This is a genomic window from Priestia sp. 53B2, assembly GCF_056099005.1.
Genome location: NZ_JBLZXA010000027.1, coordinates 595,150 through 618,846 on the forward strand (window position 1 = coordinate 595,150; position 23,697 = coordinate 618,846).

36 protein-coding genes are annotated in these 23,697 nt (G+C 36.9%); 34 read left to right on the plus strand and 2 right to left on the minus strand.

Annotation, left to right across the window (positions count from 1 at the left end; genetic code table 11):
- The first annotated feature begins 67 nt into the window (after positions 1-67).
- The 9 genes from ACN6NE_RS23545 (at position 68) to ACN6NE_RS23585 (ending at position 5,452) form a co-directional block, all read left to right on the plus strand.
- On the plus strand, positions 68-580 hold the full coding sequence (locus ACN6NE_RS23545; RefSeq protein WP_474327547.1) for a helix-turn-helix domain-containing protein: 513 nt from the start codon (positions 68-70) through the stop codon (positions 578-580).
- The gene (locus tag ACN6NE_RS23550) at positions 577-840 is read left to right on the plus strand and encodes a hypothetical protein (RefSeq protein WP_474327549.1); all 264 of its coding nucleotides are present in this window, start codon (positions 577-579) and stop codon (positions 838-840) included. The genes ACN6NE_RS23545 and ACN6NE_RS23550 overlap by 4 nt, the downstream gene beginning before the upstream one ends.
- The gene (locus ACN6NE_RS23555) at positions 833-970 is read left to right on the plus strand and encodes a hypothetical protein (protein ID WP_221813497.1); all 138 of its coding nucleotides are present in this window, start codon (positions 833-835) and stop codon (positions 968-970) included. The genes ACN6NE_RS23550 and ACN6NE_RS23555 overlap by 8 nt, the downstream gene beginning before the upstream one ends.
- Before the next feature lie 199 nt (positions 971-1,169).
- Complete coding sequence (locus ACN6NE_RS23560) at positions 1,170-1,388, plus strand: YqaI family protein (RefSeq protein ID WP_474327551.1); 219 nt, start codon at positions 1,170-1,172, stop codon at positions 1,386-1,388.
- A gap of 102 nt (positions 1,389-1,490) precedes the next feature.
- Positions 1,491-2,429 (plus strand): YqaJ viral recombinase family nuclease, encoded by a 939-nt coding sequence (locus tag ACN6NE_RS23565; RefSeq protein WP_474327553.1) that lies wholly within the window; start codon positions 1,491-1,493, stop codon positions 2,427-2,429.
- 13 nt (positions 2,430-2,442) lie between these two features.
- Positions 2,443-3,378 (plus strand): recombinase RecT, encoded by a 936-nt coding sequence (locus ACN6NE_RS23570; protein ID WP_474327555.1) that lies wholly within the window; start codon positions 2,443-2,445, stop codon positions 3,376-3,378.
- Between the two features lie 179 nt (positions 3,379-3,557).
- Positions 3,558-4,313: a DnaD domain-containing protein gene (locus ACN6NE_RS23575; protein ID WP_474327557.1), complete on the plus strand. Its 756-nt coding sequence runs from the start codon at positions 3,558-3,560 to the stop codon at positions 4,311-4,313.
- Positions 4,314-4,386: 73 nt separating this feature from the next.
- Positions 4,387-5,082, plus strand: a complete 696-nt coding sequence (locus ACN6NE_RS23580; RefSeq protein WP_474327559.1) for a P-loop NTPase family protein — start codon at positions 4,387-4,389, stop codon at positions 5,080-5,082.
- A 226-nt stretch (positions 5,083-5,308) separates the two neighbouring features.
- On the plus strand, positions 5,309-5,452 hold the full coding sequence (locus tag ACN6NE_RS23585) for a Fur-regulated basic protein FbpA (RefSeq protein ID WP_080743117.1): 144 nt from the start codon (positions 5,309-5,311) through the stop codon (positions 5,450-5,452).
- 180 nt (positions 5,453-5,632) lie between these two features.
- Here ACN6NE_RS23585 and ACN6NE_RS23590 read toward each other — a convergent pair whose 3' ends face one another.
- Positions 5,633-5,992 carry a hypothetical protein gene (locus tag ACN6NE_RS23590; RefSeq protein WP_474327562.1) on the minus strand — a complete coding sequence of 120 codons (360 nt, stop codon included), beginning with the start codon at positions 5,990-5,992 and terminating at the stop codon, positions 5,633-5,635.
- Between the two features lie 857 nt (positions 5,993-6,849).
- Here ACN6NE_RS23590 and ACN6NE_RS23595 point away from each other — a divergent pair.
- From ACN6NE_RS23595 to ACN6NE_RS23625, 7 genes are all read left to right on the plus strand, one after another.
- Entirely contained in the window at positions 6,850-7,050 is a 201-nt protein-coding gene (locus ACN6NE_RS23595) for an XtrA/YqaO family protein (protein WP_474327564.1), read from the plus strand.
- Positions 7,051-7,425, plus strand: coding sequence for a hypothetical protein (locus ACN6NE_RS23600; RefSeq protein ID WP_474327566.1), 375 nt, complete (start codon positions 7,051-7,053; stop codon positions 7,423-7,425).
- 182 nt (positions 7,426-7,607) lie between these two features.
- A complete protein-coding gene (locus tag ACN6NE_RS23605) occupies positions 7,608-8,024 on the plus strand; it encodes a DUF3427 domain-containing protein (protein ID WP_474327568.1) in 417 nt (138 codons plus the stop codon).
- Between the two features lie 105 nt (positions 8,025-8,129).
- Entirely contained in the window at positions 8,130-8,519 is a 390-nt protein-coding gene (locus ACN6NE_RS23610; protein ID WP_474327755.1) for a protein NO VEIN domain-containing protein, read from the plus strand.
- Between the two features lie 140 nt (positions 8,520-8,659).
- Positions 8,660-9,499: a hypothetical protein gene (locus tag ACN6NE_RS23615; RefSeq protein WP_474327570.1), complete on the plus strand. Its 840-nt coding sequence runs from the start codon at positions 8,660-8,662 to the stop codon at positions 9,497-9,499.
- Positions 9,500-9,602: 103 nt separating this feature from the next.
- Positions 9,603-9,734, plus strand: coding sequence for a hypothetical protein (locus ACN6NE_RS23620; RefSeq protein WP_474327572.1), 132 nt, complete (start codon positions 9,603-9,605; stop codon positions 9,732-9,734).
- Complete coding sequence (locus ACN6NE_RS23625) at positions 9,734-10,117, plus strand: ArpU family phage packaging/lysis transcriptional regulator (protein ID WP_055990852.1); 384 nt, start codon at positions 9,734-9,736, stop codon at positions 10,115-10,117. Before ACN6NE_RS23620 ends, ACN6NE_RS23625 begins: the two co-directional genes overlap by 1 nt.
- Before the next feature lie 525 nt (positions 10,118-10,642).
- Here ACN6NE_RS23625 and ACN6NE_RS23630 read toward each other — a convergent pair.
- Positions 10,643-10,999: a 4-fold beta flower protein gene (locus ACN6NE_RS23630; protein WP_474327574.1), complete on the minus strand. Its 357-nt coding sequence runs from the start codon at positions 10,997-10,999 to the stop codon at positions 10,643-10,645.
- Between the two features lie 88 nt (positions 11,000-11,087).
- Between ACN6NE_RS23630 and ACN6NE_RS23635 the strand changes: the two genes are divergently transcribed.
- From ACN6NE_RS23635 to ACN6NE_RS23720, 18 genes are all read left to right on the plus strand, one after another.
- Complete coding sequence (locus ACN6NE_RS23635; RefSeq protein ID WP_474327576.1) at positions 11,088-11,363, plus strand: hypothetical protein; 276 nt, start codon at positions 11,088-11,090, stop codon at positions 11,361-11,363.
- Between the two features lie 235 nt (positions 11,364-11,598).
- Positions 11,599-11,925, plus strand: a complete 327-nt coding sequence (locus tag ACN6NE_RS23640) for a hypothetical protein (RefSeq protein ID WP_474327578.1) — start codon at positions 11,599-11,601, stop codon at positions 11,923-11,925.
- 227 nt (positions 11,926-12,152) lie between these two features.
- Positions 12,153-12,791, plus strand: a complete 639-nt coding sequence (locus tag ACN6NE_RS23645; RefSeq protein WP_474327580.1) for a terminase small subunit — start codon at positions 12,153-12,155, stop codon at positions 12,789-12,791.
- Positions 12,772-14,250, plus strand: a complete 1,479-nt coding sequence (gene terL, locus ACN6NE_RS23650) for a phage terminase large subunit (RefSeq protein ID WP_474327582.1) — start codon at positions 12,772-12,774, stop codon at positions 14,248-14,250. The genes ACN6NE_RS23645 and terL overlap by 20 nt, the downstream gene beginning before the upstream one ends.
- A gap of 4 nt (positions 14,251-14,254) precedes the next feature.
- A complete protein-coding gene (locus ACN6NE_RS23655; RefSeq protein ID WP_474327584.1) occupies positions 14,255-15,589 on the plus strand; it encodes a DUF1073 domain-containing protein in 1,335 nt (444 codons plus the stop codon).
- 1 nt (position 15,590) lies between these two features.
- Complete coding sequence (locus ACN6NE_RS23660) at positions 15,591-16,370, plus strand: minor capsid protein (RefSeq protein ID WP_474327586.1); 780 nt, start codon at positions 15,591-15,593, stop codon at positions 16,368-16,370.
- Between the two features lie 57 nt (positions 16,371-16,427).
- Entirely contained in the window at positions 16,428-17,063 is a 636-nt protein-coding gene (locus ACN6NE_RS23665; protein WP_474327588.1) for a DUF4145 domain-containing protein, read from the plus strand.
- 57 nt (positions 17,064-17,120) lie between these two features.
- Positions 17,121-18,203 carry a DUF2213 domain-containing protein gene (locus tag ACN6NE_RS23670; protein ID WP_474327590.1) on the plus strand — a complete coding sequence of 361 codons (1,083 nt, stop codon included), beginning with the start codon at positions 17,121-17,123 and terminating at the stop codon, positions 18,201-18,203.
- 33 nt (positions 18,204-18,236) lie between these two features.
- Positions 18,237-18,698: a structural cement protein Gp24 gene (locus ACN6NE_RS23675; RefSeq protein WP_474327592.1), complete on the plus strand. Its 462-nt coding sequence runs from the start codon at positions 18,237-18,239 to the stop codon at positions 18,696-18,698.
- A 29-nt stretch (positions 18,699-18,727) separates the two neighbouring features.
- Positions 18,728-19,627, plus strand: a complete 900-nt coding sequence (locus ACN6NE_RS23680) for a DUF2184 domain-containing protein (RefSeq protein WP_474327594.1) — start codon at positions 18,728-18,730, stop codon at positions 19,625-19,627.
- A complete protein-coding gene (locus tag ACN6NE_RS23685; protein WP_207371756.1) occupies positions 19,627-19,959 on the plus strand; it encodes a hypothetical protein in 333 nt (110 codons plus the stop codon). The genes ACN6NE_RS23680 and ACN6NE_RS23685 overlap by 1 nt, the downstream gene beginning before the upstream one ends.
- Before the next feature lie 14 nt (positions 19,960-19,973).
- Complete coding sequence (locus tag ACN6NE_RS23690; protein ID WP_474327596.1) at positions 19,974-20,309, plus strand: DUF4054 domain-containing protein; 336 nt, start codon at positions 19,974-19,976, stop codon at positions 20,307-20,309.
- A 1-nt stretch (position 20,310) separates the two neighbouring features.
- A complete protein-coding gene (locus tag ACN6NE_RS23695; protein ID WP_474327598.1) occupies positions 20,311-20,931 on the plus strand; it encodes a hypothetical protein in 621 nt (206 codons plus the stop codon).
- Positions 20,924-21,289, plus strand: coding sequence for a hypothetical protein (locus tag ACN6NE_RS23700; RefSeq protein WP_474327600.1), 366 nt, complete (start codon positions 20,924-20,926; stop codon positions 21,287-21,289). Before ACN6NE_RS23695 ends, ACN6NE_RS23700 begins: the two co-directional genes overlap by 8 nt.
- Positions 21,270-21,755 (plus strand): phage neck terminator protein, encoded by a 486-nt coding sequence (locus tag ACN6NE_RS23705; protein WP_474327601.1) that lies wholly within the window; start codon positions 21,270-21,272, stop codon positions 21,753-21,755. Before ACN6NE_RS23700 ends, ACN6NE_RS23705 begins: the two co-directional genes overlap by 20 nt.
- Before the next feature lies 1 nt (position 21,756).
- Positions 21,757-22,770: a DUF3383 family protein gene (locus tag ACN6NE_RS23710; protein ID WP_474327603.1), complete on the plus strand. Its 1,014-nt coding sequence runs from the start codon at positions 21,757-21,759 to the stop codon at positions 22,768-22,770.
- A 15-nt stretch (positions 22,771-22,785) separates the two neighbouring features.
- Positions 22,786-23,184 (plus strand): phage structural protein, encoded by a 399-nt coding sequence (locus ACN6NE_RS23715; RefSeq protein WP_474327605.1) that lies wholly within the window; start codon positions 22,786-22,788, stop codon positions 23,182-23,184.
- A 110-nt stretch (positions 23,185-23,294) separates the two neighbouring features.
- Positions 23,295-23,579: a hypothetical protein gene (locus ACN6NE_RS23720; protein WP_474327607.1), complete on the plus strand. Its 285-nt coding sequence runs from the start codon at positions 23,295-23,297 to the stop codon at positions 23,577-23,579.
- Positions 23,580-23,697: the final 118 nt, after the last annotated feature.

Below are 23,697 nucleotides of genomic sequence, written 5' to 3' on the forward strand. Positions count from 1 at the left end.
AAAATAGGCAAGAAATATGGCTGGAATATTAGAAACTGACAATTGAATATGACAAGGAGAGGTAGCTATGAAAAGAAAAGCAAACCTAGGAGAAATCTTGAAGGAACAAGGGAAAACCCAAATGGAATTTGCAAATGAAGTTGGCTATGATCAATCCACGATTTCTAAATGGGCCACTGGTAGTCGAGCTATCGCCAAGGAAGCAAAACCAATTCTAGCAAGGGGTATCGATAGCTTTAAATACTACATCGGAACTATGAAAGAAACAGCAGGAATTTCATTAACTCCTTATATGAACGGAGATCGAATACACAGGGATATTGCTTCTATGCGAATGCTCGTTGAAAAGGAGCGCAGAGAAGTAGAGGAGTACTGGAACAAAGATTTCTGGCACATTCCAGCTGATCACGCTAATGAGATTGAGTACGAAGAGGTTAGACAGTTCGTAAAGGAGTATTCAGAAAAGCTTGCAGCTGAATTTAATCTACTTGCTGTTGTATGTGAAAGGTACGGTTTCTCTTTAAAACAAATTGATCAGCAATTGGAAATGACCTTGAAATCGAGGGGGCTAGTTAAGTGAGTGTACAAGCTTTAAACATCTATGATCGGGCAAGAAAATTAGAAGAAGCCGGATGGGCGGTTATTGAGTCTATTGATTTGAGTGCAAATATGCAGGAGCTACAGGAAGAAACATTTGACACAGTGCTTGCAGCTAGAGAAGTTCAAAAACAGTTATTAAGTAGAGTAGAAAAGATTGTAGCAGATATGAAAACTAAAGGGTTCGATGTTGATATAGTGAAACGTTACCTCAAAAACAAGGAGGAGACAAGCTATGTATAAGTTACCAATGATGAAAGCAAGTGAAGTTAGTAAGTGGTGTAAAGCATTGAAAGGACATCCGGTTTTGCTTTTAGATATTGAACGTAGAATTCGGCAAAATGTGTGGACAAATAAGAAGACAGTCAGCTAAATGGGTTAGCCAACTGCCTTAAACATAATACAAAATGTGTATCTAAATTATACCACATTACATAAGTGGGCGACAAGCATTGTTCTTGTCGTCATGGTCAGGAAAATCCTTTATCTATCGGTCCTTAACCGTAAAGGCACAACTCATTTTCCTGGTCATGACGATGCGAGCAAATAGCATCAGAAAGTAGGTGAATAACATGCATTTAGAACATCCTGAAATCACTCAAGTAAACCGTACAGGCTATGCAAATATGATAACTCAATCTGAACATGCTGGAGTTGATTATTTCGGAACTGAAATTCTTATTGGTTATGAAATCGTAACGGATGATAACACAGGTGAAGTAGTTTTAAAAGATGATTTAGAAAAGTACTTGGAGGAAGAGTACGGCTTCAAATTTACAACAGCAGAATAAAAAAGCCTGCACGGCCAGGTGCAGACTTTAAATGTTAAAGAATTTTAAGGTACTTACAGTTTATTAAAAAACTTTATAAAAAGCAAATGGATGGTGATATCAATGCAAGCTGAAATCTTAATACCTACATCCAATATGAGTGAAGCTGAATGGTTGGCACATCGACAAAAAGGCATTGGCGGATCAGATGCTGGTGCCATTGCTGGATTAAGTAAATGGAAATCACCAATTGGAGTTTATCTTGATAAAATCGGCGAATCACCTTCTGAAAGTAGTAGCAGCGAAGCAGCCTATTTCGGGCATGTTCTTGAAGATGTCGTGGCACAAGAATTTTCCAAGCGAACAGGTTTAAAAGTTCGAAAACGTCAAGCGATACTGCAACATCCAAAACATAGCTTCATGCTAGCTAATGTAGATCGTTTAATCATTGGCAAAAAGGAAGGACTGGAATGCAAAACAGCTAGTGAATATCTGAAAAATGATTGGGAAGAGGAAGAAATTCCAGCACAATACTTGATTCAGTGCCAGCACTATATGGCTGTCACTGGCTATGAAGCATGGTGGATTGCTGTCTTAATCGGTGGAAATAAATTTGTTCATAAAAAAATAGAGCGTGATGAAGAAATTATTAACTACCTGATTGAGATTGAATCTGATTTTTGGAACAATCACGTGCTTAAGAAAAATCCTCCTGCATTTGATGGTTCGGAAGCTTCAACTAATTTATTGAAAGCAATGTATCCAGAAGGGGATGTTAGCTTAGAGCCTGTTGAATTAGCTCCTGAAGCATCTGACTTAATTTCAAGCTATGAACAAGCAAAAGTAGAAGAAAAAGAAGCTTCTGAACGTCGTAAAGAGGCTGAAAATAAATTGAAATCATTACTTGGAGAACACGAAGTAGCATATGCAAGTGATCGTTTAATCACTTGGAAAACCATTAGTAGCTCACGTGTTAACTCCAAGCTATTAAAAGAAAAATATCCAGAGGTGTACGAAGAAGTAGCTTCAAGTTCATTATCTCGTAGATTTGGAATTAAATAAGGAGGACATAAAGTTGGCAACTAACAATTCAGTCAAAAATCAATTAGCGCAACGAAAAAACAACGTAGCAAAAACGGAGGACACAGGTTTTCAAGGTCAGTTAGCTACAATATTTAAACAACAATTTAAAGCAATTACTTCTATTGCACCAAAGCATGTAACTCCTGAGCGTTTAATACGTATCGGAATGAACGCAGCAAGTCGTAACCCTAAGTTAATGGAATGCTCTCCAGAATCAATTGTAGGAGCTGTAGTTAACTGTTCAGTACTTGGCGTTGAGCCCAATTTATTAGGACATGCTTACATTGTTCCTTTTTTCAATGGATCAACAAAACGTATGGAAGCTCAATTTCAATTAGGTTATCGAGGCCTTATTGATTTAGCTAGGCGTACAGGTGAAATTACAAGCGTATACGCTCATGAAGTATATGAGGGTGACGAGTTTGAATATAGCTATGGTTTAGATAAGGATTTAAAGCATAAGCCTATCGGTGAAGAAGATGAAAGTAAAATTACTCATTTTTACGCAGTGTACAAATTAAAAGATGGAGCGTTTGACTTTATTGTAATGAGCCGTAAGCAGGTAGAAAAGCATAGAGATCGTTTTACAAAAAGCCAAAAGAACGGCAACGTATTTGGTCCTTGGAAAGACCACTTTACTGAAATGGCCAAGAAAACAGTTCTTATCAAGCTTTTAAAAACGGCTCCTATCTCAATTGAACAGCAAGAGACAAGAACAGTTATGGAAGGCTTACAATACGATAATTCTGTTAGCAAGGTCAAAGAGGGACAATTTGGTGATGGATTTATTGATGCTGAATATCAGGTTGAGGAAGATATGGAAAACAACCAATCTCAGCAAGAAGCACCAGAAGGAAAGCCAAGCGCCTTCGACTTTGGAGGAGAGGAAATCGATATTAAAGATGAGGATTTACCGTTTGATAAATGAGAGAAGAACGCATAGCATTCCCTCATTGTTACAAATTTTTAGCCAAGAACAAAGAACAGTACGAAGGTCATATTCAAGGCTTCCTTAATCTATATCATCCGGATCTGAAAATGGTCCGGATTGAAAAGTACTATGTAATCTACGTTAAGAAATAGCACCTAAAGGAGTGAGTACGGGGCGTGAGTCAAGTAACAACGGGGTTTGTCATCCAGCCCCGGCTATCTTTCCAGAACAAACGTGATCAAGTGTTATATAACTTTTTTGTCAGTGAAGCAAATTTTGCATCAAATACTTACTGCGAGCGTGGCCAGTTGAAAATAAGAGTTAAGGATTTAACAGATGTGCTTGGCCATACTGACAATATTCTTAGAGCTTGTATTAAAAGGTTAGTTGATGACGGATTCATCACAAAAAAGCGTTTAAAAGGCAGTGAGGGCTTGCTGATAACAGTTAATAACTACGACGAATATCAAACACTAGCAAGTTATCAAAAAAATAAAAATGAGGTTCCTGAAAACCCAAAGCAACCTACGATGGAAAAGAATAACGTTTTTACTTTTTTTGAGACAACTTTTGGTGGATCTTTATCACCAAAAATGGCACAGAATATCGGCAACTGGGTAGATGATTTTAACGGAAATGAAGATGTTGTAATAGCAGCTATGAAACTAGCTATTAGAAGGAAGAAAGCCTTTTGGGGTTATGTCCAACCTATATTGGTCGATTGGCACAATAAAGGTGTCCGTACCTTAGAAGATGCAAGGAATTTGCAGAACCAATCAAGGAGGGAGAAAGGTGATAAACCTAAAGAAGTCATTGCAAACACTAGCCAAGGAGCGTCCGGAATTTCAGAAGAGACTCAACGACTTGAGAGAATTGCACAAGAAAAAGGACTTGTTACAGGGGAGATACGAGATACTTACGTCGATTTCTGAGGAATGTCCGTATCAAAAATGTGATGGGACAGGCCAATATTTAGTGAGGGATTGGAAAGAAAGCAGGGAATTCATGAATCCTTGTCCTTGCCGATCTGATAACGCTGTGAAGAAGAAGCTGCTAAAAGCTCGTATTCCTGAAGAATTTGTACAAGCTACTATTTCATCCTTTGATATTAGCTTATACAAAAAGCAAAAAGAGAAAGAACGTGCAGCTATTGCTAAACGAGCGTCAGCTAACTTTGTCCAAAACTTTAACCAAATGCAAGGACAAGGAAAAGGATTGTATCTATACAGTGATACAAAAGGGTCAGGTAAAACAAGGCTAATGGCTAGTATTGTAAATGCTTTAACAGCAATCTATGACAAACCTGGTGAACCATTAAGTATATTATTCTCTCCAACAATTGATTTACTTGATGATATTAAAAAGACTTTCAGTGATGACAGCACGGTTAAGACGTCGGATCTGATTGAAACCATTAAAAATGTAGATATTTTGGCTTTAGATGATATTGGGGTTGAAAAAGTAACAAGTTTCGTAGAAGAGAAGTTTTCTGGCATTATGGATTATCGCTTAACAAATAAAAAGGTAACCCTGTTTACATCCAACCTTTCAATTGATGATCTAGATATCAAATACAAAGAAGGTCGTGTGAGTAGCCGTATTGAAAAGATGGCGTTTCCTATCTATATGCCAGATGAAAAGATACGAAGCTATTTAGCTCAGCAGGAAAACGAAGATTTGCAGTCACTTTTATATAGATAAAAGGGGGATTCATAGTGTGTGAATTATGTAATGGGAGAACAAAGGTTGACCTATTATCGGTCAGTATGATGGAGGTTCAACTTTGCTCACACTGCATCCAAGAGGGGGCAGATGACATTAATTATTTCAATATTTCGATGAATTTATTTGAACAACGTATCACAGTTTTTGAACAACAACAAGAAATCTTACATAAACGAGCTGGATAACGGATGAGAGGTACTAAATGGAGCTTAGAAAGCGCGTAGAGGAAAAAAGAAAGAGTTTAATCAATGCTCTTATCCAAAAAAATGTCTATAAAGATTCGAACGAACGGCAGCTTTACGAACTTACTTTAACTGAACTTGAGGATTTATATAGACGCGTATAGGAAAGTGACTTATTTGTGTTAGAGGTAGGAATGAAAATAGATGTGTTCAGTCAATTCATGAGGGGTTAAAAAGCAAGTAGAGAACGTGAAAGAGGATATATTTGAGGCTTTGAAGTCGGTTAAACCAATAAAATAAAAAGATAGCTCTTATTGAATAAAAAAGAGCTATCCATAAAAAAATTATTGTTTTTTGAGATTATTAAAATAATTTTCCATTTCTTGTAAAGATGAAGCTGTTTTGTAATAAAAGGTATTGTCTCCATACTTTAGTTCAAATTCAGGCCAAGGAAGAGACTCATATACTTCACACATTGAATTTCTAGAACCAGCCAATTTAAATTTAGCTCTATCAGGTTGGGTGATAGCTATATAGGCTAGTCCACTTTTACGACTTAAAGTTTGGAAAACAGAATATTTTTCTTGAGTTCCTAAGGTAACTAATTTAGCAGGATAGTAGACAACATCATTACAAGGTGTGGGTAAAGCAATTAAGTCTTTAACTAAAGCAGATGGAGTTAAACCTTTCGTTACTGTTACCATTATCATCACCTCTTCTATATTAGATAGACTAATTATTACTCAAAATGGTGAGTTTTACAAACTAAATAATAATTTGTAAAGATTTTAATAGAAGGGAAGACCATAATGTAACAGCTTAGTAGAAATAAAAAAGACGCTCGATTGGGAGCGTCGTACGGGTAAAAATAAAGTTTACCATAAACGTCAGGAAAGTGGATATTTAATAACAAAAGATGCGGACAAACCTTTGTTATAAGTTTGTAATTGTAATATATATTAAACCTACTACAATATATAAAACCATGAAACTTATAAAACATCCAAATGATCGTTTATTCTTAGTTCGTTTATTCATTATGTTACTCCTTGTACTATGTACTGGGAATTACATTATATATGATTTTATGAAATGATTGCAAAAAAACGAAAAAATATCCTATAGAGAGTATTTTTTCATGGGAAAAGGTATTCTATGAACCTTATGGTGATTGTCCATCGTCTGGAACATAAAAAAGCGCCCAGCTAAGAGCGTCAAATTTTCAAATGGTGAAAAAACGGATGTCTGTAAAAGGTATTAACACTATTTGCAGTTTAGAACATAAAAAAGATGCCCTTTGAAGAGCATCAATCTCATATGAATTCCGATCATCTATTTATGGTCATTCAAGGCATATATAACGCAATTATTATATGTGGCAGTTAGCTAAGTGTATGGGCACACAGCATAAAAATTAAAAAAGACGCTCTGCCAGGAGCGTCCGTGTGATAAAAAAGAACCTTCTAAGAGGTAGTTTCATTATACACTAGGTGAAACAAAAAAAGACCAGGATTTCACCTGATCATACCTAATAATATTATACCATATGGGGGAATTACTGGTGAAATTACAAGAAATTAAAATAAATGTAGATACAATGAAATTTGAAGTTGATATAATGGAGCAAAAAGGAAGTTTCGCCATTGTAGTATGCGATGGTAAAGCGAAATTAACGGAGTTACCCCATCATGGTGAGACAAAAATTATTACTCATCAAGGAAAGGTGAAGCGCGTGAAGTTTGATGAGGGGGAAGAATTTTAGATGTTAGGTGAAATTGTTGAGGTTGATTACCTTAAAGGTCCAAATTACACTAAAGGAATTATTGTATTCTACCAAGGTGGAGAAAATGGCACACGGGTTAAAGCAAAGTATGATAGTACAGAGAGCTATAATGATGTTCATCATATTGAAATGAGTGATATTGAAATATTACAAGAACGATACCCAGATATAATGCCGTATAGAAAAGATTTTATTTCCGTAAAAGAGTGGGGCTTTAAATTAGAAAATGCTTTAAGTGAAATAATGAAACTATACTCTCTAGTTATGGAAATTCCTCAAAGAAATGGGGAAAGTGAGATAGTGAAATATGTTTGGAAGGGCCCTCTATGGGATGCTAACCAATATAAGGAGTAAATGAGTGGATATACTAAAAAATTGATTTAGCAGAGCTCTAGTGATTTAAACGTAGAAGAGAATAATTAGTAAGTTGAGGTTATTAATATGACAAGGTCACTTATACAGAATCAAACATATTCAAGGAAAGAAGTACATTCAATCTTTTCACCTCATACAATTTTCACACCACAAAGTGGGACATGGGGGGATTACAAGGTATTATTAAAGTTCCCAATAGGGTAAAAGATTATGTATTTTTTGTAACATTCGAGCGTAGACAAGGGAGCTTTCAGTTCAAAGAAAATATTAGTGAATCAGGAGTTTTAACATGGCAGTCTCAGCCAAGTCAAACTCTTCAAGAAAGTAGAATTATAGACTTTATTAATCATGATCATACTAGAAATAACATCTATCTTTTCTTGAGAGCAAAAAGGGACTTAGATTATACATACTTAGGGAAAGTAGCTTATCTTTCTCATGATAAAGAAAAAGAAAAGCCAGTTTTCTTTAAGTGGCAAATTATAGATTTTGTCTATACCCCTAAACTGCTGGAAGATATGAAATTACAATTGGCTGCAAGTGAAATAAATATGGATAATGGAGAGCTTCTCCTATAAGAAACGAAAAAACCAAATATTATTGATGAAATTAGAATTAATAACCATAAGCAATTTAATGGAAAAATATTTGACTTTGCAGAGAACGAAAAAAAGAATACTGCAATAGGGGCATCTGGTGAAGAGCTTGTTCTTAATTTTGAAAGAGAATTTTTACTTGCAAATAATAAAAAAGAATTAGCTGAAAAAGTTATGCATGTATCAAAAGTGATTGGTGATGGAACAGGTTTTGACATTCTTTCTTTTGATTTAAATGGAAATAAGAAATTCATTGAAGTTAAAACAACTAAAGGGGGAATAGGTACGCCTTTTTATATTACAGGTAACGAATTAGAATTTGCAAAATTAAATCTTAATCATTACTACGTATATAGGGTTTATAATTTTCAAAAGAAAAATGGGCTTTTCTACAAGCTTAGTACTATCGATCTTTTAGAAATGAAGCGAGAAGCTATGAGTTATAAAATATATCCTCGGAAAGTACAAAAGGATTGAGAAAAGAGTCATCTAAAGTAGCTGGTTGCTTGTAAGTAATAGATAAATTAACCGAATTAGTTCATCATGGCGAGGTGAAAATTATCACTGATCAAGCAAGGAAAGGTAAGGTGCGTGAAGCTTAATGAGGGGGAGGATTTTTGATAGTAGGACCTTTTGAATTTTTAAAATCTAAAGACGTGACAGATATTTTAGACAATATAGTTAATATTTTTACAATTATTGGATTTATTCTAGCTGTTATTACTATAATAATTGCTAATCGGAATTTGAAAGCTGTAATTGAACAACTAAAGGAAATGAAGTTACAAAGGACTCATTCTCAAGAGCCTGATCTTTTTATAGAGCCAATTGAATTATATGTAGATTACAGTAAACCTGAAATTTTATATGATGCTCGTTGGAATCATAGTGCTGGTTCATCATACGGCCAGGGTAATCCAGTGAATATTAGCATTACTAATATAGGTAATGGTGTGGCAAAGTACGTTTCGGTTGAAGTTTTTATGCAAAAAGAATTTTTATATGAGCTAGAAAAATATGATGAGGATAGAATCTTTAATATAATTACTAGTCATACTGAATATGATATGGAGTCCTTTAGTTATAGTTATGGAGAAAAATATAAAAAAAGATCATCAACTTATTTTGATATGGATCAAACAAATCATTTTTCTTTTAATTATATTAGACCAGAACAACTTATTTCTTTTTATTTGAATGAAAATTTCATGCGTATTTTAAACATGACTATATTTTTAGATGTAAAAAAGTTTCTTCAAGAACCTTTAGTTCCCGTTGTTAAAGTTAAAGTTAAGTATTATGATTCTTTTAACAACATATATGTTAAAGATATAGACCTTTATATAGACATTACGAAATTTAACTATAATCAAGAAAGTGAATCTGACTTCGAAGTTAATTTTGTTATAAACAGCCTTAATAGAATTGCTGAAAGGGAAGTTAACGATGATAACTAATTTTAGATAGTTCTACTAGCTAACTGGAGGACATTAATCTTTACACAGACTAACTGTGTTTTGATTGATGTCCTCTTTTTTATTTTATAAGGGAGGAATTACAGTGAAAGTTAAAGTGGAGAAAGATTACTGCAAGCGTTGTGTATGGCAGCAAAACGGTTTATGTATGTTCCAACGTTGTATAAAAGGATATGGATTTGTAGCAGATAAGCCAGTTAAAAAGGGAGCTAAATGATGGGAGCAGAGCAATTAACATTACTTGAGCCAGTGGACGAAAAGCTAGTACGTCAAACGGTTATAAGAGAATTAAAGAACTATAGAGCATTAAAGGTGCAGCTAGCAAATAAAAAAGAGAGAGAGGAAGCAGGCGTGGTCGGCCTGTTCCCTGTCCTTCGAAAAGAAGATAACCTAGCTGAATTGAAAGTAAAGCAAATTGAACGTGCTCTTGAATACTCCTTAGATGAAATTGAACGTGAAATCATCCAAATTAAGTACCTGGAATCAAAACAGACAAAGGATATTAATATCTATATGGATTTAGGGCTAAAAAAAGAAAAGTACTATGAGAAGAAAGGTGCTGCCATTTTAAACATTGCTACCTCGCTAGGCATCATCTAATTCCTCAGAAATTTTTCCGACAAAACCCAGAGAAAAAAGGGTCCATTTTGGGGGCCTTTTTATTTTTCCATGAAAGGTAATATTTTCTTATAAGCCAAGCGCTTATGGGAAACGTACCAGTCCCTTATAACGGGTATACTCGGGTGTATCGAATGACTATGAAGGTTGCCGGCTGAATTTACGGGGGAACAACTGGAGTCTAGCTGTATTGCGTACGATAGCCACGGGGTAGTGAAGTGTGCAAGTCCTTCACGAAGCTACTGTCTGTCGTTCTATGTACAGCAACCGTCGCTACAATCCTGGCCGCCTCCCGGGTGATTGATAAAGTACGGGTTTAATTTGATTAAGCAATTAGCGTAATGGGGTGTTGAAAATTTAGTATAGGAAATAAATATTAGGGAATATTGTGAATAACGATTAGCATTAGTGCTAGTTGAACAAGGTACACACATGGCAAATGTATCATCACTTTTATACTTAAAGAAGCACCCGCCTCCACGGGTGCTTCTTTTGATTCTTTCTTTTTTAACTGAAGAATCCACCTGATGAAAGTTGAGACCAGCTTGAATTATTCATAGGTTTCATAGGTTTCATTTGTCGCATGCTTTTCATAGGTTTCATGGATTTCATGTTCTTCATAGGCTTCATACTTTTCATGGGTTTCATAGGTCCACCCGTAGCATTTTGGTCAAAAAATACACAATAACCGTTATTATCTCTTATCCAGCCGTTGTTATATCTACCGAGATGTGTTCCTGAAAAGGAATACACTGAATCACCATGAAAGTATGCAACAGGTTGACCACTAAACAAATAAATATGTTCATTATATGTGTAGGCAGTTGGTCGGCCTTGTTTATCATAAAAAGTTTGCTCACTCATCTTCTTCACCTCCTTTTTTAACAATATTCGACAATAAAAAAGGTATTTCCTCCTAATTATTGATATAATTAGACAAGGAGGTGATAATGTGGAAAATTATATTGAAAGGTTACACTGGGATAACTTCAAAGATTATAGAAGTTGTGTTCTTTTAATTCAAGAAAATAACATGGGTTTTATAAAAGTGTTAAAGGACATTAAAAGAGAAGATTTGTTAAAAGTGGATACTTATGTTGAGAATAATACTAGCGAGTACGGCCCTAATAGCTTTGTTATACTTCATAAGATTGAGCACAGACTAATCGATGATAGAAACAACCTAATTTTACTTTCTAAGCCAGAGAGAGTAGAGTTTAGAAGATAACTTACTTAGGAGAGTTGCAATTATGATTTTTATGATTACGCTAAGTGGAAAATTGATTCTTCAAAGAGTACAGCTGGACGATGGGAATTATCTCAGCCAGGTAGAAGTCGTAAGTCAGGTGCGTTAGATCCAAGTGGAATTAGCCTGTTGGAAAGACCAGGTGCTATTGATCCGAGCGATTTTTAATAATTAACAGATTAAATGACAAATATCTTCTCTGAAAGAAGGAATAGCGTTGGCAGATTTTATCATTAATAAAGCAGGGGCTAAAATTTATAAAGATATCACTAAACATAAACTTCTATTACTACCTGTATTAGAAAACGATACTGAAAAGGGAATTGTGTATGAAGTATTGTCTGCTGGTATATTAGGTTCGCAGCACACTCCAATTGTTACAGTAAAAGAAAAGAATGGAGAAGCTGTTGCATATCGTTTACCAGATGATCTAAGGGATTGGGTACAGAATGCAATGGGAATGAAGCTCTCAGGATTTGATAGTTTCCCAAGTAAAGTAGAGTTTGGAATTATAGATAACTATACTTATGCAGAAATTTTATAAGAAAAGAAAAGGATGCTGATTCGTCAGTGTCCTTTTTTATTTGGAGGGGAAATTGATGACAATTACTATACCAGAAGGAGCTTTATGGTTTGTTGGTGGGGGAATCAGTTTTATTGGGGTTCTTTTTATACTTGGATGGATATAGGGAAAGAAAAACTTAGGTTGAATTTATAAGTTAACCTATAGAAGTTAACCAAAGTTGAACTAATGGAGGCGGTGGTGATGTAGTGAAACTTACACCTAAACAAAAACAATTTGTTGAAGAGTACTTAATTGATCTAAATGCTACACAGGCTGCTATACGTGCTGGATACAGTGAAAAGACTGCTGAAGCTATTGGACATGAGAACCTAAGGAAACCTAAGATAAAAATGTTTATTGACGAAGCATTAAAGATGCGTGCTCATCGTACTGAAATTAGCGCAGATAAGGTTTTGCAAGAATTAGCAGCTATAGCATTCGCCAATGCAACAGACGTTGTGAGTGTCAAAGATGTAGAATACATCAGCAGTTATAAATGGATGCTTGATGGTGAAGAAGTGGAACGTAATGACTATCCTCCAAGCAGTGAAGAGTATGAGCGTATGGAGCGTGTTCCTGTCATGGGGATTCGTCAAGATGTTTTTATCAAAGAAACAGATGGGCTTACTGCTTTTCAAAAGAAGTCAATCTCAGGGATGAAAGAAACAAAGTACGGTATCGAAATTAAATTTCATGATAAGGTGCGAGCAATTGAACTACTTGGGAAACATTTAGGTCTGTTCACTGATAAGGTGGAACATAGTGGTACCGTTACAAATCACAACATTGATATGTCTGCTCTTGGCATTGAGGAGTTGAAGAAACTTGCTAAACTTGACGAGTGAACAACGAGAAATAATTGCTACAGCTGCTCAACAAGAGTTAGCAAGACGGTCATTAGAAGGCTTTCTTCTTTACGATGGACGTGGAATGTGGAAAACGGCCAAACATCTTAAAATGCTGATATCTGAGCTCGAAAAGGTAGAGCGAAATGTAAAAGAAGGCAAAGGCGATAGGTTGCTAATCTTTATGCCTCCCCGTCATGGTAAAAGTGAGGTTAGTACAAAGAAGTTTCCAGCATGGGTATTAATGAGGAATCCTACATGGGAAATGATTATATCCAGTTATTCAGCTGATCTTGCTTTCGACTTCAGCAAAATAGCCCGTGACACTTTTAAAGAACATGCTCAAACCCTATATGATGTAAATGTCTCAAGAGAAAGTGGAGCTGTTGGTAGATGGGGAATTGAAGGTTACAGAGGAGGACTTGCTGCTGCTGGTGTAGGAGGACCACTGACAGGCCGTGGAGCACACATAGCTATCATTGACGACCCCTTTAAAAACTGGCAAGAAGCCGATTCATTAAAGATTCGTGAAAATGTAGATAGTTGGTACCGTTCAACTTTGCGTACACGTTTAGCGCCAGGTGGGGCGGTTATTTTAATTATGACACGTTGGCATGATGACGACTTGGCTGGCCGTTTAATTAAGGATATGGAGTCAGATGGTGAGAAGTGGCGAGTTCTTTCTTTACCTGCTATTGCAGAGGATGAAGATGACGCATTAGGACGGAAAGTTGGAGCAACATTGTGGCCAGAACGTTTTCCTGAACAAGAGTATCACAACACAAAGAAAGCATTAGGGTCTCGTTTGTGGAATGCAATGTATCAACAACGTCCATCTCCTGCAGGCGGTAACATTTTCAAGCGTCATTGGTGGAAATTTTATGTGCCTACTGAAGAAATAAGAGCTAAATTAAAGCTTCCTAAAGAAGTAGCTGTCCTCCCCAAATTGCTAGATAAACAGGTTCAGTCATGGGATTGTACCTTTAAAGATAGCAGCGCTTCTGACTTTGTTGTTGGGCAAGTATGGGGGAAGCGACAAGCTAACTCTTATCTACTTGATCAAATACGTGATCGTTTAAATCTGCCTGAAACAATGAAGGCTATTCGTAACATGACAGCAAAATGGCCGAATGCTAAAGCAAAATACGTTGAGGATAAGGCGAATGGTCCTGCTGTTATTCAAATGCTACAGGATGAAATAAGTGGTTTAATTCCTGTTAATCCGGAGGGTGGAAAAGAAGTACGTGCCAATGCCGTTTCTCCTGAAGTAGAATCCGGTAACGTATACTTGCCACATCCGTCCTATGCACCTTGGGTTAATGAGCTTATTGATGAAGCAACAGCATTCCCTAATGGAAAGCATGATGATATGGTCGATAGTTTGACGCAAGCATTGGTGAAATTACAGGCATCGAAGGGTAATCCTTTAAATCGCTACAAGAAATTAATGGGGAGGTGAGTAGATGAGTGTAATCGAGCAGGCAAAACAGTTTCGTAATGACTTTATGCAAGCTCCTGGAAAGGGAAATAGCAGGGATGCATTAACCCGACAAACACCGGGACTAAGACGTGTATTAACTAATCAAGATTTAACACGTTTATATGCGGATAATCGTATTATTCAGAATGTCATTGATATTCCCGCAGAAGATATGACACGCAGCTGGTTCACTTTACGAATGAAGGATGAGAAGTTGCAACGCGATATTATGAGTAAGCTTGCTGATCTTAATGCTAAGGAAGCTTTTAAAAAGATGCGTTCATACGAGCGATTACGTGGCGATGGCTTTATCTCTTTAGGTGTTACCCAAAAGAATAAGTTTGAACTAAGTGACCCTATCAGAGAAAAAGAACTAATGCGTATTGATTATATCCATGCATTCAGTGGGATGAAGGTATACGAATTTTTATTGAATGAAGATATGTTCCATCCTAAGTATGGTCAAGTAGAATCATTCCAGTTGAACCGTCGTTCTCGTGTTGGACAAGAAATTGCAGGGCCTACTCAAGATCGTGTACATGCTTCCCGTGTTATTCATGATCAAACAAGAAGGTTAGAAGATGAATACAGAGGGCAACCATTATTGGAGCCACTATATGACATCATCACAGTTCTTGATACGTCTCTTTGGTCAGTTGGTCAGATGTTATATGACTTTACTTTCAAAGTGTATAAATCATCTGATATAGAGAATCTGGGCAAAGAAGAAAAACGTGAATTAAGTACACTGATGGATTTTATGTTTCGAACTGAAGCTCTTGCTCTTATTGGTAAGGATGAGGAGTTAACGAAACAGAGTACTGTTGCCACGGGTATTAAGGATTTACTGGATTATGTGTGGGATATGCTTGCGGGTGCTGCTCGAATGCCTAAGACGGTTATTAAAGGGCAGGAAGCAGGAACAATTGCAGGAGCTCAGTACGATGTCATGAACTATTATTCCCGTATTGCAGCACAGCAAGAGAATGAATTAAAGCCCCATATTGAACGTCTTATTCGTTTGTTATTGCTATGTTCGGATGAATTAGGAGGCACTATCAATCCTGATTCAGTAGAATGGGAGATTAAGTTTAATCCATTATGGAATGTTGATTCAAAAACAGACGCTGAGATTCGCAAATTAACTGCCGAAACAGATAACATTTACATCGTCAATGGCGTTCATACATCTGATGAAGTGAGAGAAGCGCGCTTTGGTCAATTCGGTTTAACGAATGAAACTAAGTACAGTGGTGACGATGCTGATTGGGCACGAATAGCTAAAGAAGTTTACACAGCTTATAAGGAGAATCAGTGATATGGCTAGAGTAATTCCACCTACACGTTTCCCTGACAGCGTAGCAGTTTCATACAGCCGTTCTATTAACAAACTAATATCTGAGTTAGGTAAAGTCACTTTAAACGTCTATGACGAGCAAATAATAGCTCAGATTAAGTTACAAAAGAGTAGAGACGATAACTCATCTTATAAATTGGATGCACCGCTTGATGTCATTCAACGAGCTGTGGATGTAATCAAAGGGTTGTCACTAGGTATTTTTAATTCCAGTGTGGTCCAAGAAACAGCCAGTAAGTTTGTTAACTCTCTGAACTTATTCAATAAGAATAATATTAGCAACCAAGGTAAGGTGAAGGGAATTGACCCCACCGTTAGTGAGCCTTGGTTAGAGTCGTTTATGAAAACATCAATAAGCGAAAATACCAGCTACATTACTAACATTAAAGATGGGTACCTGGCTAATATTGAGAGCATCATTTACCAAGGCGTGAAGAATGGCAGTAGCGCAAAAAAGGTGAGAGATCAGCTGGTTGAACGTGTGGGAATGTCCAGAAAGCGAGCTGAATTTATCGCTGTTGATCAAACAGGGTCTATTCTTGGTCAAATGACTGCAAAACGTCATAAGCAAATGGGTGTATCGAAGTTCAAATGGCTAACATCCAATGACGAAAAGGTACGAAAAACACACAGGGATTTGAGTAATAAAGTTTTCTCTTATACAGATCCACCAAGCGTGGGTTTACCAGGTGAAGATTACCGATGTCGTTGTGTTGCTATTCCAGTATTTGATGATGAATAAATTAAATATTGGTATTATGGGAGTATCTTTTAGTTTATTGGGGGTTAATTGGTACTTATGAAATCGATAGTAATAGAGGTAAAAAGCGAGGATATAGATGTAAAACCTAATATTAACGGTGTTCCTTCTTTTACATGGAATATTAAAATTCCCATTCTTCCTGCCTTTTCAGTTGAATACTTTACTATACAAGCAGGTGGGGTTAACGCAATAACAATGGCAGATATTGAGGAAGATAAAATAATTCTTCCTACTATGCATATGCTCTATCCGGATTGGAAATCTATCCATATTGTTTTACATTATCATGGCATACGTGATTATAGCCTGTTATTCCCTTGGATAGAAAATCAAGAATTAAGAACAAGAATAGGAGAATTTTACGAGGAAGCTGATAAGAACTTTGAACAAGGTGCATGGCTTTCCTTTGCTTTAATGTGTGGAGCAGTATTTGAAGGGATGCTTCATGCCAGGTTAGACCCTAATTCTACTTACTCACAGTTCAATAATCTAATTAATAATGCCTTCTCATCAAGACTTATTGATGAACGTGAACGAAATATAGTGCGGAAAGTAAAAGATGCGAGAAATTTAGTTCATTCAGGGAATTTTAACTATCCATATGTAACAAGAAAGGATGCTATGGATATAATGGCTACTTTAAATGAGTTAATAAAGAAATTTTCAATCTGATATTTTATCCAAAGATCGCAGATGCGATCTTTTTTTATTGAGAGGGGGTGATAATGTGTGAAGCAAGAGCGTTATGATCGTACATTTATAAAAGACTATAAAGAAACAAATGAAGGGTACCTGACTGTTCGAGCACCTATTACTCGCCCAGGAGTATTCCCATACATGCGACAAGATGGCTCGGTACAACTCGAAGCTAAGCTTCCCGAAGAAATTTTCAGCGACCGTACTATGTTTTCAGCGCATGCAAAGCCTGTAACAGATGATCATCCTAGTGAACCTGTTACTTTACAAAACTATAACACGTATTCCAAGGGATTAACCCACAATGATGCGAGAGTAGAAGATTTTAAACTCTATATCTCATTTACTGTGACAGATGCTGGATTAATTCAAAAGATTAAGGACGGCAAACGTGAAATTAGCCTTGGTTTTTTAGCCGATGTGGTACCAGAAAAGGGTACATACGACGGTAAACAATATGATTTTGTTCAACGAAATACTGAAGTTAATCATGTTGCGATTGTTGATGAAGGGCGTGTGGGTCCAGAAGTGTCCATTCGTGGTGATTCAGCAGCCTATCAAATTGATTCAAGCGAAGGAAAAGGAGATGTTAATATGGCCAAATATACAATTGATGGCAAGGAGTATGAAGTAGATTCAACTGTTAAATCTTTTTTGGATGCACAGCAAGCACGCTTAGATACGGCTAACCTAAAAGCGAAGGACTTTGATACATTACAAGGTCGCTATGATGCACTAGAAGTGAAGTACCAAAATGCTGAGAAAGATTTAAAACAAGCGAAGGAAAACAATTTATCTGCTGATGAGCTAGATGCAAAAGTACAGTCTCGTGTTGAGCTAATCAGTGGTGCAACAATATTCCTTGGGGATTCTTTTGATTTTAAAGGCAAATCAGAGCGTGAAATCAAAGAAGCAGTTATTCAAAAAGCAAAACCTGACTTTAAAGGCGACGGTAAATCAGATGATTATATCGACGCCTTTTTTGATGCAACTTTAGGACGTGCTAAGCAAGAGGGTTTTTCTTCAACTGGTAACAATCATATGTTTACTGGTGATGGTAGTTCATCTAATAAACAGATTGAAGAGATGAAAAACAAACGCCTAAACATGAAATAAAACATCAAAATATGAAAATAGGAGGCTATATAGATGGCTATTACAAGTTATGACAAATATATGCCAGCAGCAGGTGGTAAAGGTAAGCTTGCCAATTATCAAGATTATAGTGCAGATACAAAGGCAGCAGCTGAAGATATTCCTTACGGAGTTGCTGTTCAATTAGGCACAGATGGAGAAACTATTACACGCGTTAAAGCAGGTGGTAAACCTTATGGTGTTTCATTAGCTCAAGAAATTCATGATTGGGTATTGAAAGCTGATGACCAAAAGTATTTAAAATATGATCCTGTTGCTGCAGTTCGTAAAGGTGTTATTTGGGTGCAGGTTGACGAAGATGTAGTGATTGGTGATGGTGTAGCTGTAGATCCTACCACAAGCAATTTCCGACCAGCTGATACAGCAACATCTGGAGTCATTGCATTTCCTTCAGCAGCATTTAAATCAAGTGCTCAAGCAGGTGGCTTAGTACAACTTGAAATCAATTTACCTTAAAAATTAGTAAGAATGAGGAGTGAACAAGAATGTCCCAATATAGAGCAGACGGTGTTATTCGTCCGATTGATTTAGAGTCCATTGATAATAAGATTTATGAAGCAAAGAAAGAGGAGCTAAAAGCTCGTACCATTTTCAATGTGAAGACTGATGTACCTGCTGGTGCGGAAACATACAGCTATGACGTTATTAAACGTTCTGGTGCTGCTAAAGTATTAGCTCCAGGATCAGAAGATATTCCATTAGTGGATGCTGACATGGAGCGCCATACGGAAAAAATCTATTCTGTTGCTGCTGCTTTTCGAGTGTCTGTTCAGGAGTTACGCCAGGCACAAATGGCAGGTCAACCTATCGAAACAACAAAGGCTGATACAGCACGTAAAGCCATTGCTGAAAAAGAAAATCGCATTGTATGGATCGGCGATGCTAAACACAATATTCTTGGTGTGACAAATGCAGAAGGAATCCAAACGATTGCAATTGACCAAAACAAAGCTGGTACTTCAACAAAGTGGGCTGATAAAACAGGTAAAGAAATCGTATCTGATTTACGTAAAGCTCGTTCTGCAGTTAATCGTTTACCAGGACATAATGCAGATACACTTGTTGTTACGCCTGACATGATGGAAGAGCTTGAAAAAGAGTACAACGAATATACAAATCAGACAGTTCTTCAGTACTTACGTAGCCAAAATTGGTTCAGTCGTATTGAGTTTACATCTGATATTGAGGGGCAAGGTCAAGGCGGGACAAATTGTTTCTTAGTATTCGATAGCTCACCAGATGTAGTTGAAGTCCTTATTCCAATGGACATTATGCGTCATCCGGAAGAATACAAGTTTCCTAACTATAAAATCCCGTTAGAAGAGCGTACAGGTGGCGCGATTGTACGTTATCCAATGGCAATTGTACGAGGAGATGGTGCTTGATGTTAGTACAAAACAAAGGTAAATACGTTCGTCATGCTGCTGGTGTTATGTTAGTTCCTGGAGCGAACCAGCTTGCTCCTACTGATTGGAAGAAGTTCAGCGCCCATCCTTTAATAAAAGAGTTAGTGGAGAATGAAGAGATTGTAGCTCATGAATCTGCTAAAACGACTAAGGATTTAAACGCGAACGAAGCAATTGAGTTAGTGAAAGACACGTTCTCACTTTCTTTATTAGAAGAGTGGAAGGCTACAGAGAAGCGTAGTACTGTACTTGCTGCTATCACTGAACAAAGTAACTTAATCGTAAATGGTTCAGGGGAAGAAACAGAATAAGGTAGGTGATTGATTTGAAAACAACACCTGAAATCATTCAAAAGACTGCTGAACATTTAGCTAGTATGTCTCCAGACGTGCTGCAAATCTTTATTGATGACGCCACCCTTGAGGTAGAGGATCTAGATGTGTCAGAGGACAACAAACAGCGCTTAATTCGCTATTATGCCACTCATTTGGCAACTATAAAGGCTCAAACAGTAAAAAGAAAGCAGTTAGATGTTATGGAGACTGAATATAACGTCTCAAATACTGCTGTAGGGCTTGAATCTACACCATATGGGCAAGAGTATTCGAGACTCTTAAAAAAGCTTACAAAGAGAAATAGTATCAATCTAACGGTGATTTAACATGGCTAGACAAAAAGGCTTTGTAAAAATGACCGTTAAAAATGATAATTTCGATAAGTTAATCAAAGCTTTAGAGGATCTTGATAAATACTCAGTAGAAGTTGGTATCTTTGCTTCTGATGATTCGTTCTATGCCATGATTGCAAACGTACATGAATATGGGATAACTATTAAGCCGAAGAAACAATTTCTAACTATCCCTACAAAAGAGACAGATGGTCGTCAAGCTTCTGATATTCCGGGTTTATTTAAGCCAAAAGGTAAAAATGTATTGGCTGTTCAAGATGGTGACAATTTAAAAGTTATGTTCATTCTTGTTAAGAGCGTCACCATTCCGGAACGCTCTTTTGTGCGTTCAACGTTTGATGAAAAGAATGATGAATGGGTGCAGTTTATGGAGCGATTAATCGATAAGGTACTAGCATTTGAAATCGATGCAAAGACTTTATTTGAACGAGTTGGGGCAAAGGCAGCTTCTGATATTCAAGAGAAGATTACTACCTTACGTTCTCCTGGGAATAGTCCTATCACTATGGAGAATAAAGGTTCATCCAATCCTTTAATTGATACTGGTGGCCTTCGTGCTCGTGTAACTTGGAGGGTGGTAGAAAGAAATGCCTGAGATTATTAGTTTTAAAGAAATGGTTGTGGAAAATGGTGTTCCTTTTGTGACAATTGTTGAACAAGAGGGCGGTTATTACAACGATGAAGGAGATTGGGTACCTGGGGGGGATTCTCAGCCTGAAAATAGATTTGGGGTTATTCTTCCTTTATCAGAAGATGACCTTCGATATTCGGAGAGTGGTACTTATAGTGTAAAAGACCGTAAAGTCTATACAATCGAAGCTCTTAATCCAGGACAGAAAATCGAATATAAAGGCATCCCGTACACTGTGCAGAACTTTAAGGACTTCACAGATTATACGGATGTCTTTATTTATTTAGCAAGGTGGGCAGGTCATGAACATAGCAACAATTAAAGAAATGATTGCTCAAATAAAAAAAGATACCGGGCTACAAATTATCAAAGGAAATACAATAAACCCTGCTCCTCCCTTACCATATGGCGTTTATAATATTACGTCACCATACATTAAAGGCAGAGGACAAGGAGCTGTTGTAGAATACATTGAAGGCAATACAGCTTTTCAAAAGCGTATTGAACAGTATAAGTACACTATATCGTTTAGCTTCTATGCTGAAGATATTGAAACCACGATGGAGAAGGCTTTTCAAGTACACCAGTGGTTTTTATTTTTAGGTCAAGAATTCATAGAAGAAAAGAATATAGCTATTGCGATGTTAGGAAACATTGAAGATCGCACTACATTTCTTGTGGAACATTATGAATACAAACACGGTTTTGATGTGCAATTTAGAGCAACGAATGAACAAATTCGTCAACTAAATGAAGTTATTGAAACTATTAACTTAGGAGGTTTATAGAATGCCATTACAAGATGTAACTGTAAGCATCGAGCTAAGAAAGCCATCCGGCTTAATTGGACTTGGCAAGCCACTCATTATAGCTGAAAAAGCAGGAGCGAGCACATTTAAAACATATAGCAGCATCGATACGGTAAAACCGGACTTTGCTGAAACAACAGAGGTGTATAAGAAGGCAGCTGCTATTTTTGCTCAAGATCATCGTCCAGCTACTTTAGCTATTGCCACATATGATCCAGCAGCAACAGATACAGATCCTAAAACAGCTGCAGAAGTTATTGCCAAGTATTATGATCATGATTGGTTCTTTTTGTTAACTGCAGATATTGAGTTAACAGATGAAGTGGCTATTGCTGATTATGTGGAAGGTAAGAAATTCAAAATGTATGTGGTGAAAACAGTTGACTCAGAAAGCCGTAATGCTTTTAAAGCTAAGGATTATGATTATGTCATTAACTTTTACCATCTAACAGCAGGTGAACAGGCCGATGCAGCATTAGTCGGTGAATTAGGAAGTCAAGAGGTTGGTTCCATCACATGGAAATTCAAGTCATTAACAGGTATCACTCCTCTTGATTTAAATGCAGACGAGCTAGCAGCTATTCATGAAGATGGTGCTATTGCATATGTGAAGAAAGCAGGCATCGCTCAAACTAGTGAAGGCATCACAGTGAGTGGTGAATACATTGACGTTATGCATGGTAAGTCATGGGTTAAAACAAACATGGAAAACAACATTCAATCTGCTTTCGCTAACAACAGAAAAGTTTCATTTGATAGTCGAGGTATAGCATTATTTGATAGTGCTGCAACGACTGTTCTTCAACGAGCTTTTGCTCAAGGTATTATTGCGGCAGATGAGGATGATAACCCTATCTATACAGTTACAACAGTACCACGTAGTGAAACATTACCTGCAGATCGCGCAAGTCGTGTTTATAAAGGTCTATCATTTTCGTTTGAATTAGCTGGAGCTATTCACTCGGCTGAAATAAAAGGTGAAATTTTGGTTTAAAGGAGCTGAACAAATATGACACGTACGTACGATCCAAAGTATGCATCTGCAATTGTAGATGGCGTTTTTATGACTGGCTATGATGAAGGATCATTCATCCAAGCTGAAAAAGATGAGGATTTTTTCTCAACGAAAGTTAGTGCTCAAGGGGAAGCTATCATTTCTGAGAGTAATGACACGTTAGGAACTGTTACTCTAACACTTTCTCAAACATCGCCTTCATATCCTTATTTGATGAAAAAGGCAAAGCAGAAGAAGCCGTTCCCTATATGGGTTAACTACAATAACGGTACAACGAAAGAAAAGGCTGGTGGAACTCAGGCTCGTATTGTTAAAACACCTTCTAAAGAGTTTGATACCGAAGCAGGTGGCCGGGAATTCCAGTTTAAAGTATTTGATTATACAGAAGAGTGATTTGATTGAAACGTTCTAAACGTAATTCAAATAACAAAAAAACAAATGAATTGAGGCAGTCCAATAGGGCTGCTTCTTTATATTTACATTACAAAGGAGAGATTTTTAAAATGGCTAAAATCGGTTCTCAAAAAAAGGTAACAGTTGAAGGCGTAGAATACACATTGCAATTCCCAGGACATCGTGAACAAGTAAGAATTCAAGACCGTTCCACAACTGACAGAGGTACTTTTTCAAGTGAAAAAATGGCAGAAGAACTGTTCAAACATGTCATTGTAGATCCAAAAGTAGATTGGGAGTACTTTGATGGTAACGAAGAGAAGGGGATTGAGCCTAAAGATGGATTTAATGAGTTATTTACAGCAGCTTCTACCTTTCTTAGAGACGGAAAGTAAGGGAAAGCCTCAGAGTGTCGTAAGAAAAGAAATAGATGAGAATTGGGATTTTTGGAGGCCTGTTGCAGAAGGGATGATCAGTCTTACAGAGGCTTACCAAATGTCCCCTTATCAGCTT

What these genes read in the sequence shown, in the direction of transcription:
- ACN6NE_RS23580 (WP_474327559.1), top strand. Translation starts at nt 4,387, where the DNA reads ATGAATCCTTGTCCTTGCCGATCTGATAACGCTGTGAAGAAGAAGCTG.
- ACN6NE_RS23605 (WP_474327568.1), top strand. Translation starts at nt 7,608, where the DNA reads ATGGGGGGATTACAAGGTATTATTAAAGTTCCCAATAGGGTAAAAGAT.
- ACN6NE_RS23585 (WP_080743117.1), top strand. Translation starts at nt 5,309, where the DNA reads ATGGAGCTTAGAAAGCGCGTAGAGGAAAAAAGAAAGAGTTTAATCAAT.
- ACN6NE_RS23555 (WP_221813497.1), top strand. Translation starts at nt 833, where the DNA reads ATGTATAAGTTACCAATGATGAAAGCAAGTGAAGTTAGTAAGTGGTGT.
- ACN6NE_RS23700 (WP_474327600.1), top strand. Translation starts at nt 20,924, where the DNA reads ATGCCTGAGATTATTAGTTTTAAAGAAATGGTTGTGGAAAATGGTGTT.
- ACN6NE_RS23720 (WP_474327607.1), top strand. Translation starts at nt 23,295, where the DNA reads ATGGCTAAAATCGGTTCTCAAAAAAAGGTAACAGTTGAAGGCGTAGAA.
- ACN6NE_RS23625 (WP_055990852.1), top strand. Translation starts at nt 9,734, where the DNA reads ATGGGAGCAGAGCAATTAACATTACTTGAGCCAGTGGACGAAAAGCTA.
- ACN6NE_RS23655 (WP_474327584.1), top strand. Translation starts at nt 14,255, where the DNA reads ATGAGTGTAATCGAGCAGGCAAAACAGTTTCGTAATGACTTTATGCAA.
- ACN6NE_RS23685 (WP_207371756.1), top strand. Translation starts at nt 19,627, where the DNA reads ATGTTAGTACAAAACAAAGGTAAATACGTTCGTCATGCTGCTGGTGTT.
- ACN6NE_RS23680 (WP_474327594.1), top strand. Translation starts at nt 18,728, where the DNA reads ATGTCCCAATATAGAGCAGACGGTGTTATTCGTCCGATTGATTTAGAG.
- ACN6NE_RS23705 (WP_474327601.1), top strand. Translation starts at nt 21,270, where the DNA reads ATGAACATAGCAACAATTAAAGAAATGATTGCTCAAATAAAAAAAGAT.
- ACN6NE_RS23560 (WP_474327551.1), top strand. Translation starts at nt 1,170, where the DNA reads ATGCATTTAGAACATCCTGAAATCACTCAAGTAAACCGTACAGGCTAT.
- ACN6NE_RS23660 (WP_474327586.1), top strand. Translation starts at nt 15,591, where the DNA reads ATGGCTAGAGTAATTCCACCTACACGTTTCCCTGACAGCGTAGCAGTT.
- ACN6NE_RS23630 (WP_474327574.1), bottom strand. Translation starts at nt 10,999, where the DNA reads ATGAGTGAGCAAACTTTTTATGATAAACAAGGCCGACCAACTGCCTAC.
- ACN6NE_RS23565 (WP_474327553.1), top strand. Translation starts at nt 1,491, where the DNA reads ATGCAAGCTGAAATCTTAATACCTACATCCAATATGAGTGAAGCTGAA.
- ACN6NE_RS23665 (WP_474327588.1), top strand. Translation starts at nt 16,428, where the DNA reads ATGAAATCGATAGTAATAGAGGTAAAAAGCGAGGATATAGATGTAAAA.
- ACN6NE_RS23715 (WP_474327605.1), top strand. Translation starts at nt 22,786, where the DNA reads ATGACACGTACGTACGATCCAAAGTATGCATCTGCAATTGTAGATGGC.
- ACN6NE_RS23590 (WP_474327562.1), bottom strand. Translation starts at nt 5,992, where the DNA reads ATGGTAACAGTAACGAAAGGTTTAACTCCATCTGCTTTAGTTAAAGAC.
- ACN6NE_RS23600 (WP_474327566.1), top strand. Translation starts at nt 7,051, where the DNA reads ATGTTAGGTGAAATTGTTGAGGTTGATTACCTTAAAGGTCCAAATTAC.
- ACN6NE_RS23545 (WP_474327547.1), top strand. Translation starts at nt 68, where the DNA reads ATGAAAAGAAAAGCAAACCTAGGAGAAATCTTGAAGGAACAAGGGAAA.
- ACN6NE_RS23710 (WP_474327603.1), top strand. Translation starts at nt 21,757, where the DNA reads ATGCCATTACAAGATGTAACTGTAAGCATCGAGCTAAGAAAGCCATCC.
- ACN6NE_RS23695 (WP_474327598.1), top strand. Translation starts at nt 20,311, where the DNA reads ATGGCTAGACAAAAAGGCTTTGTAAAAATGACCGTTAAAAATGATAAT.
- ACN6NE_RS23675 (WP_474327592.1), top strand. Translation starts at nt 18,237, where the DNA reads ATGGCTATTACAAGTTATGACAAATATATGCCAGCAGCAGGTGGTAAA.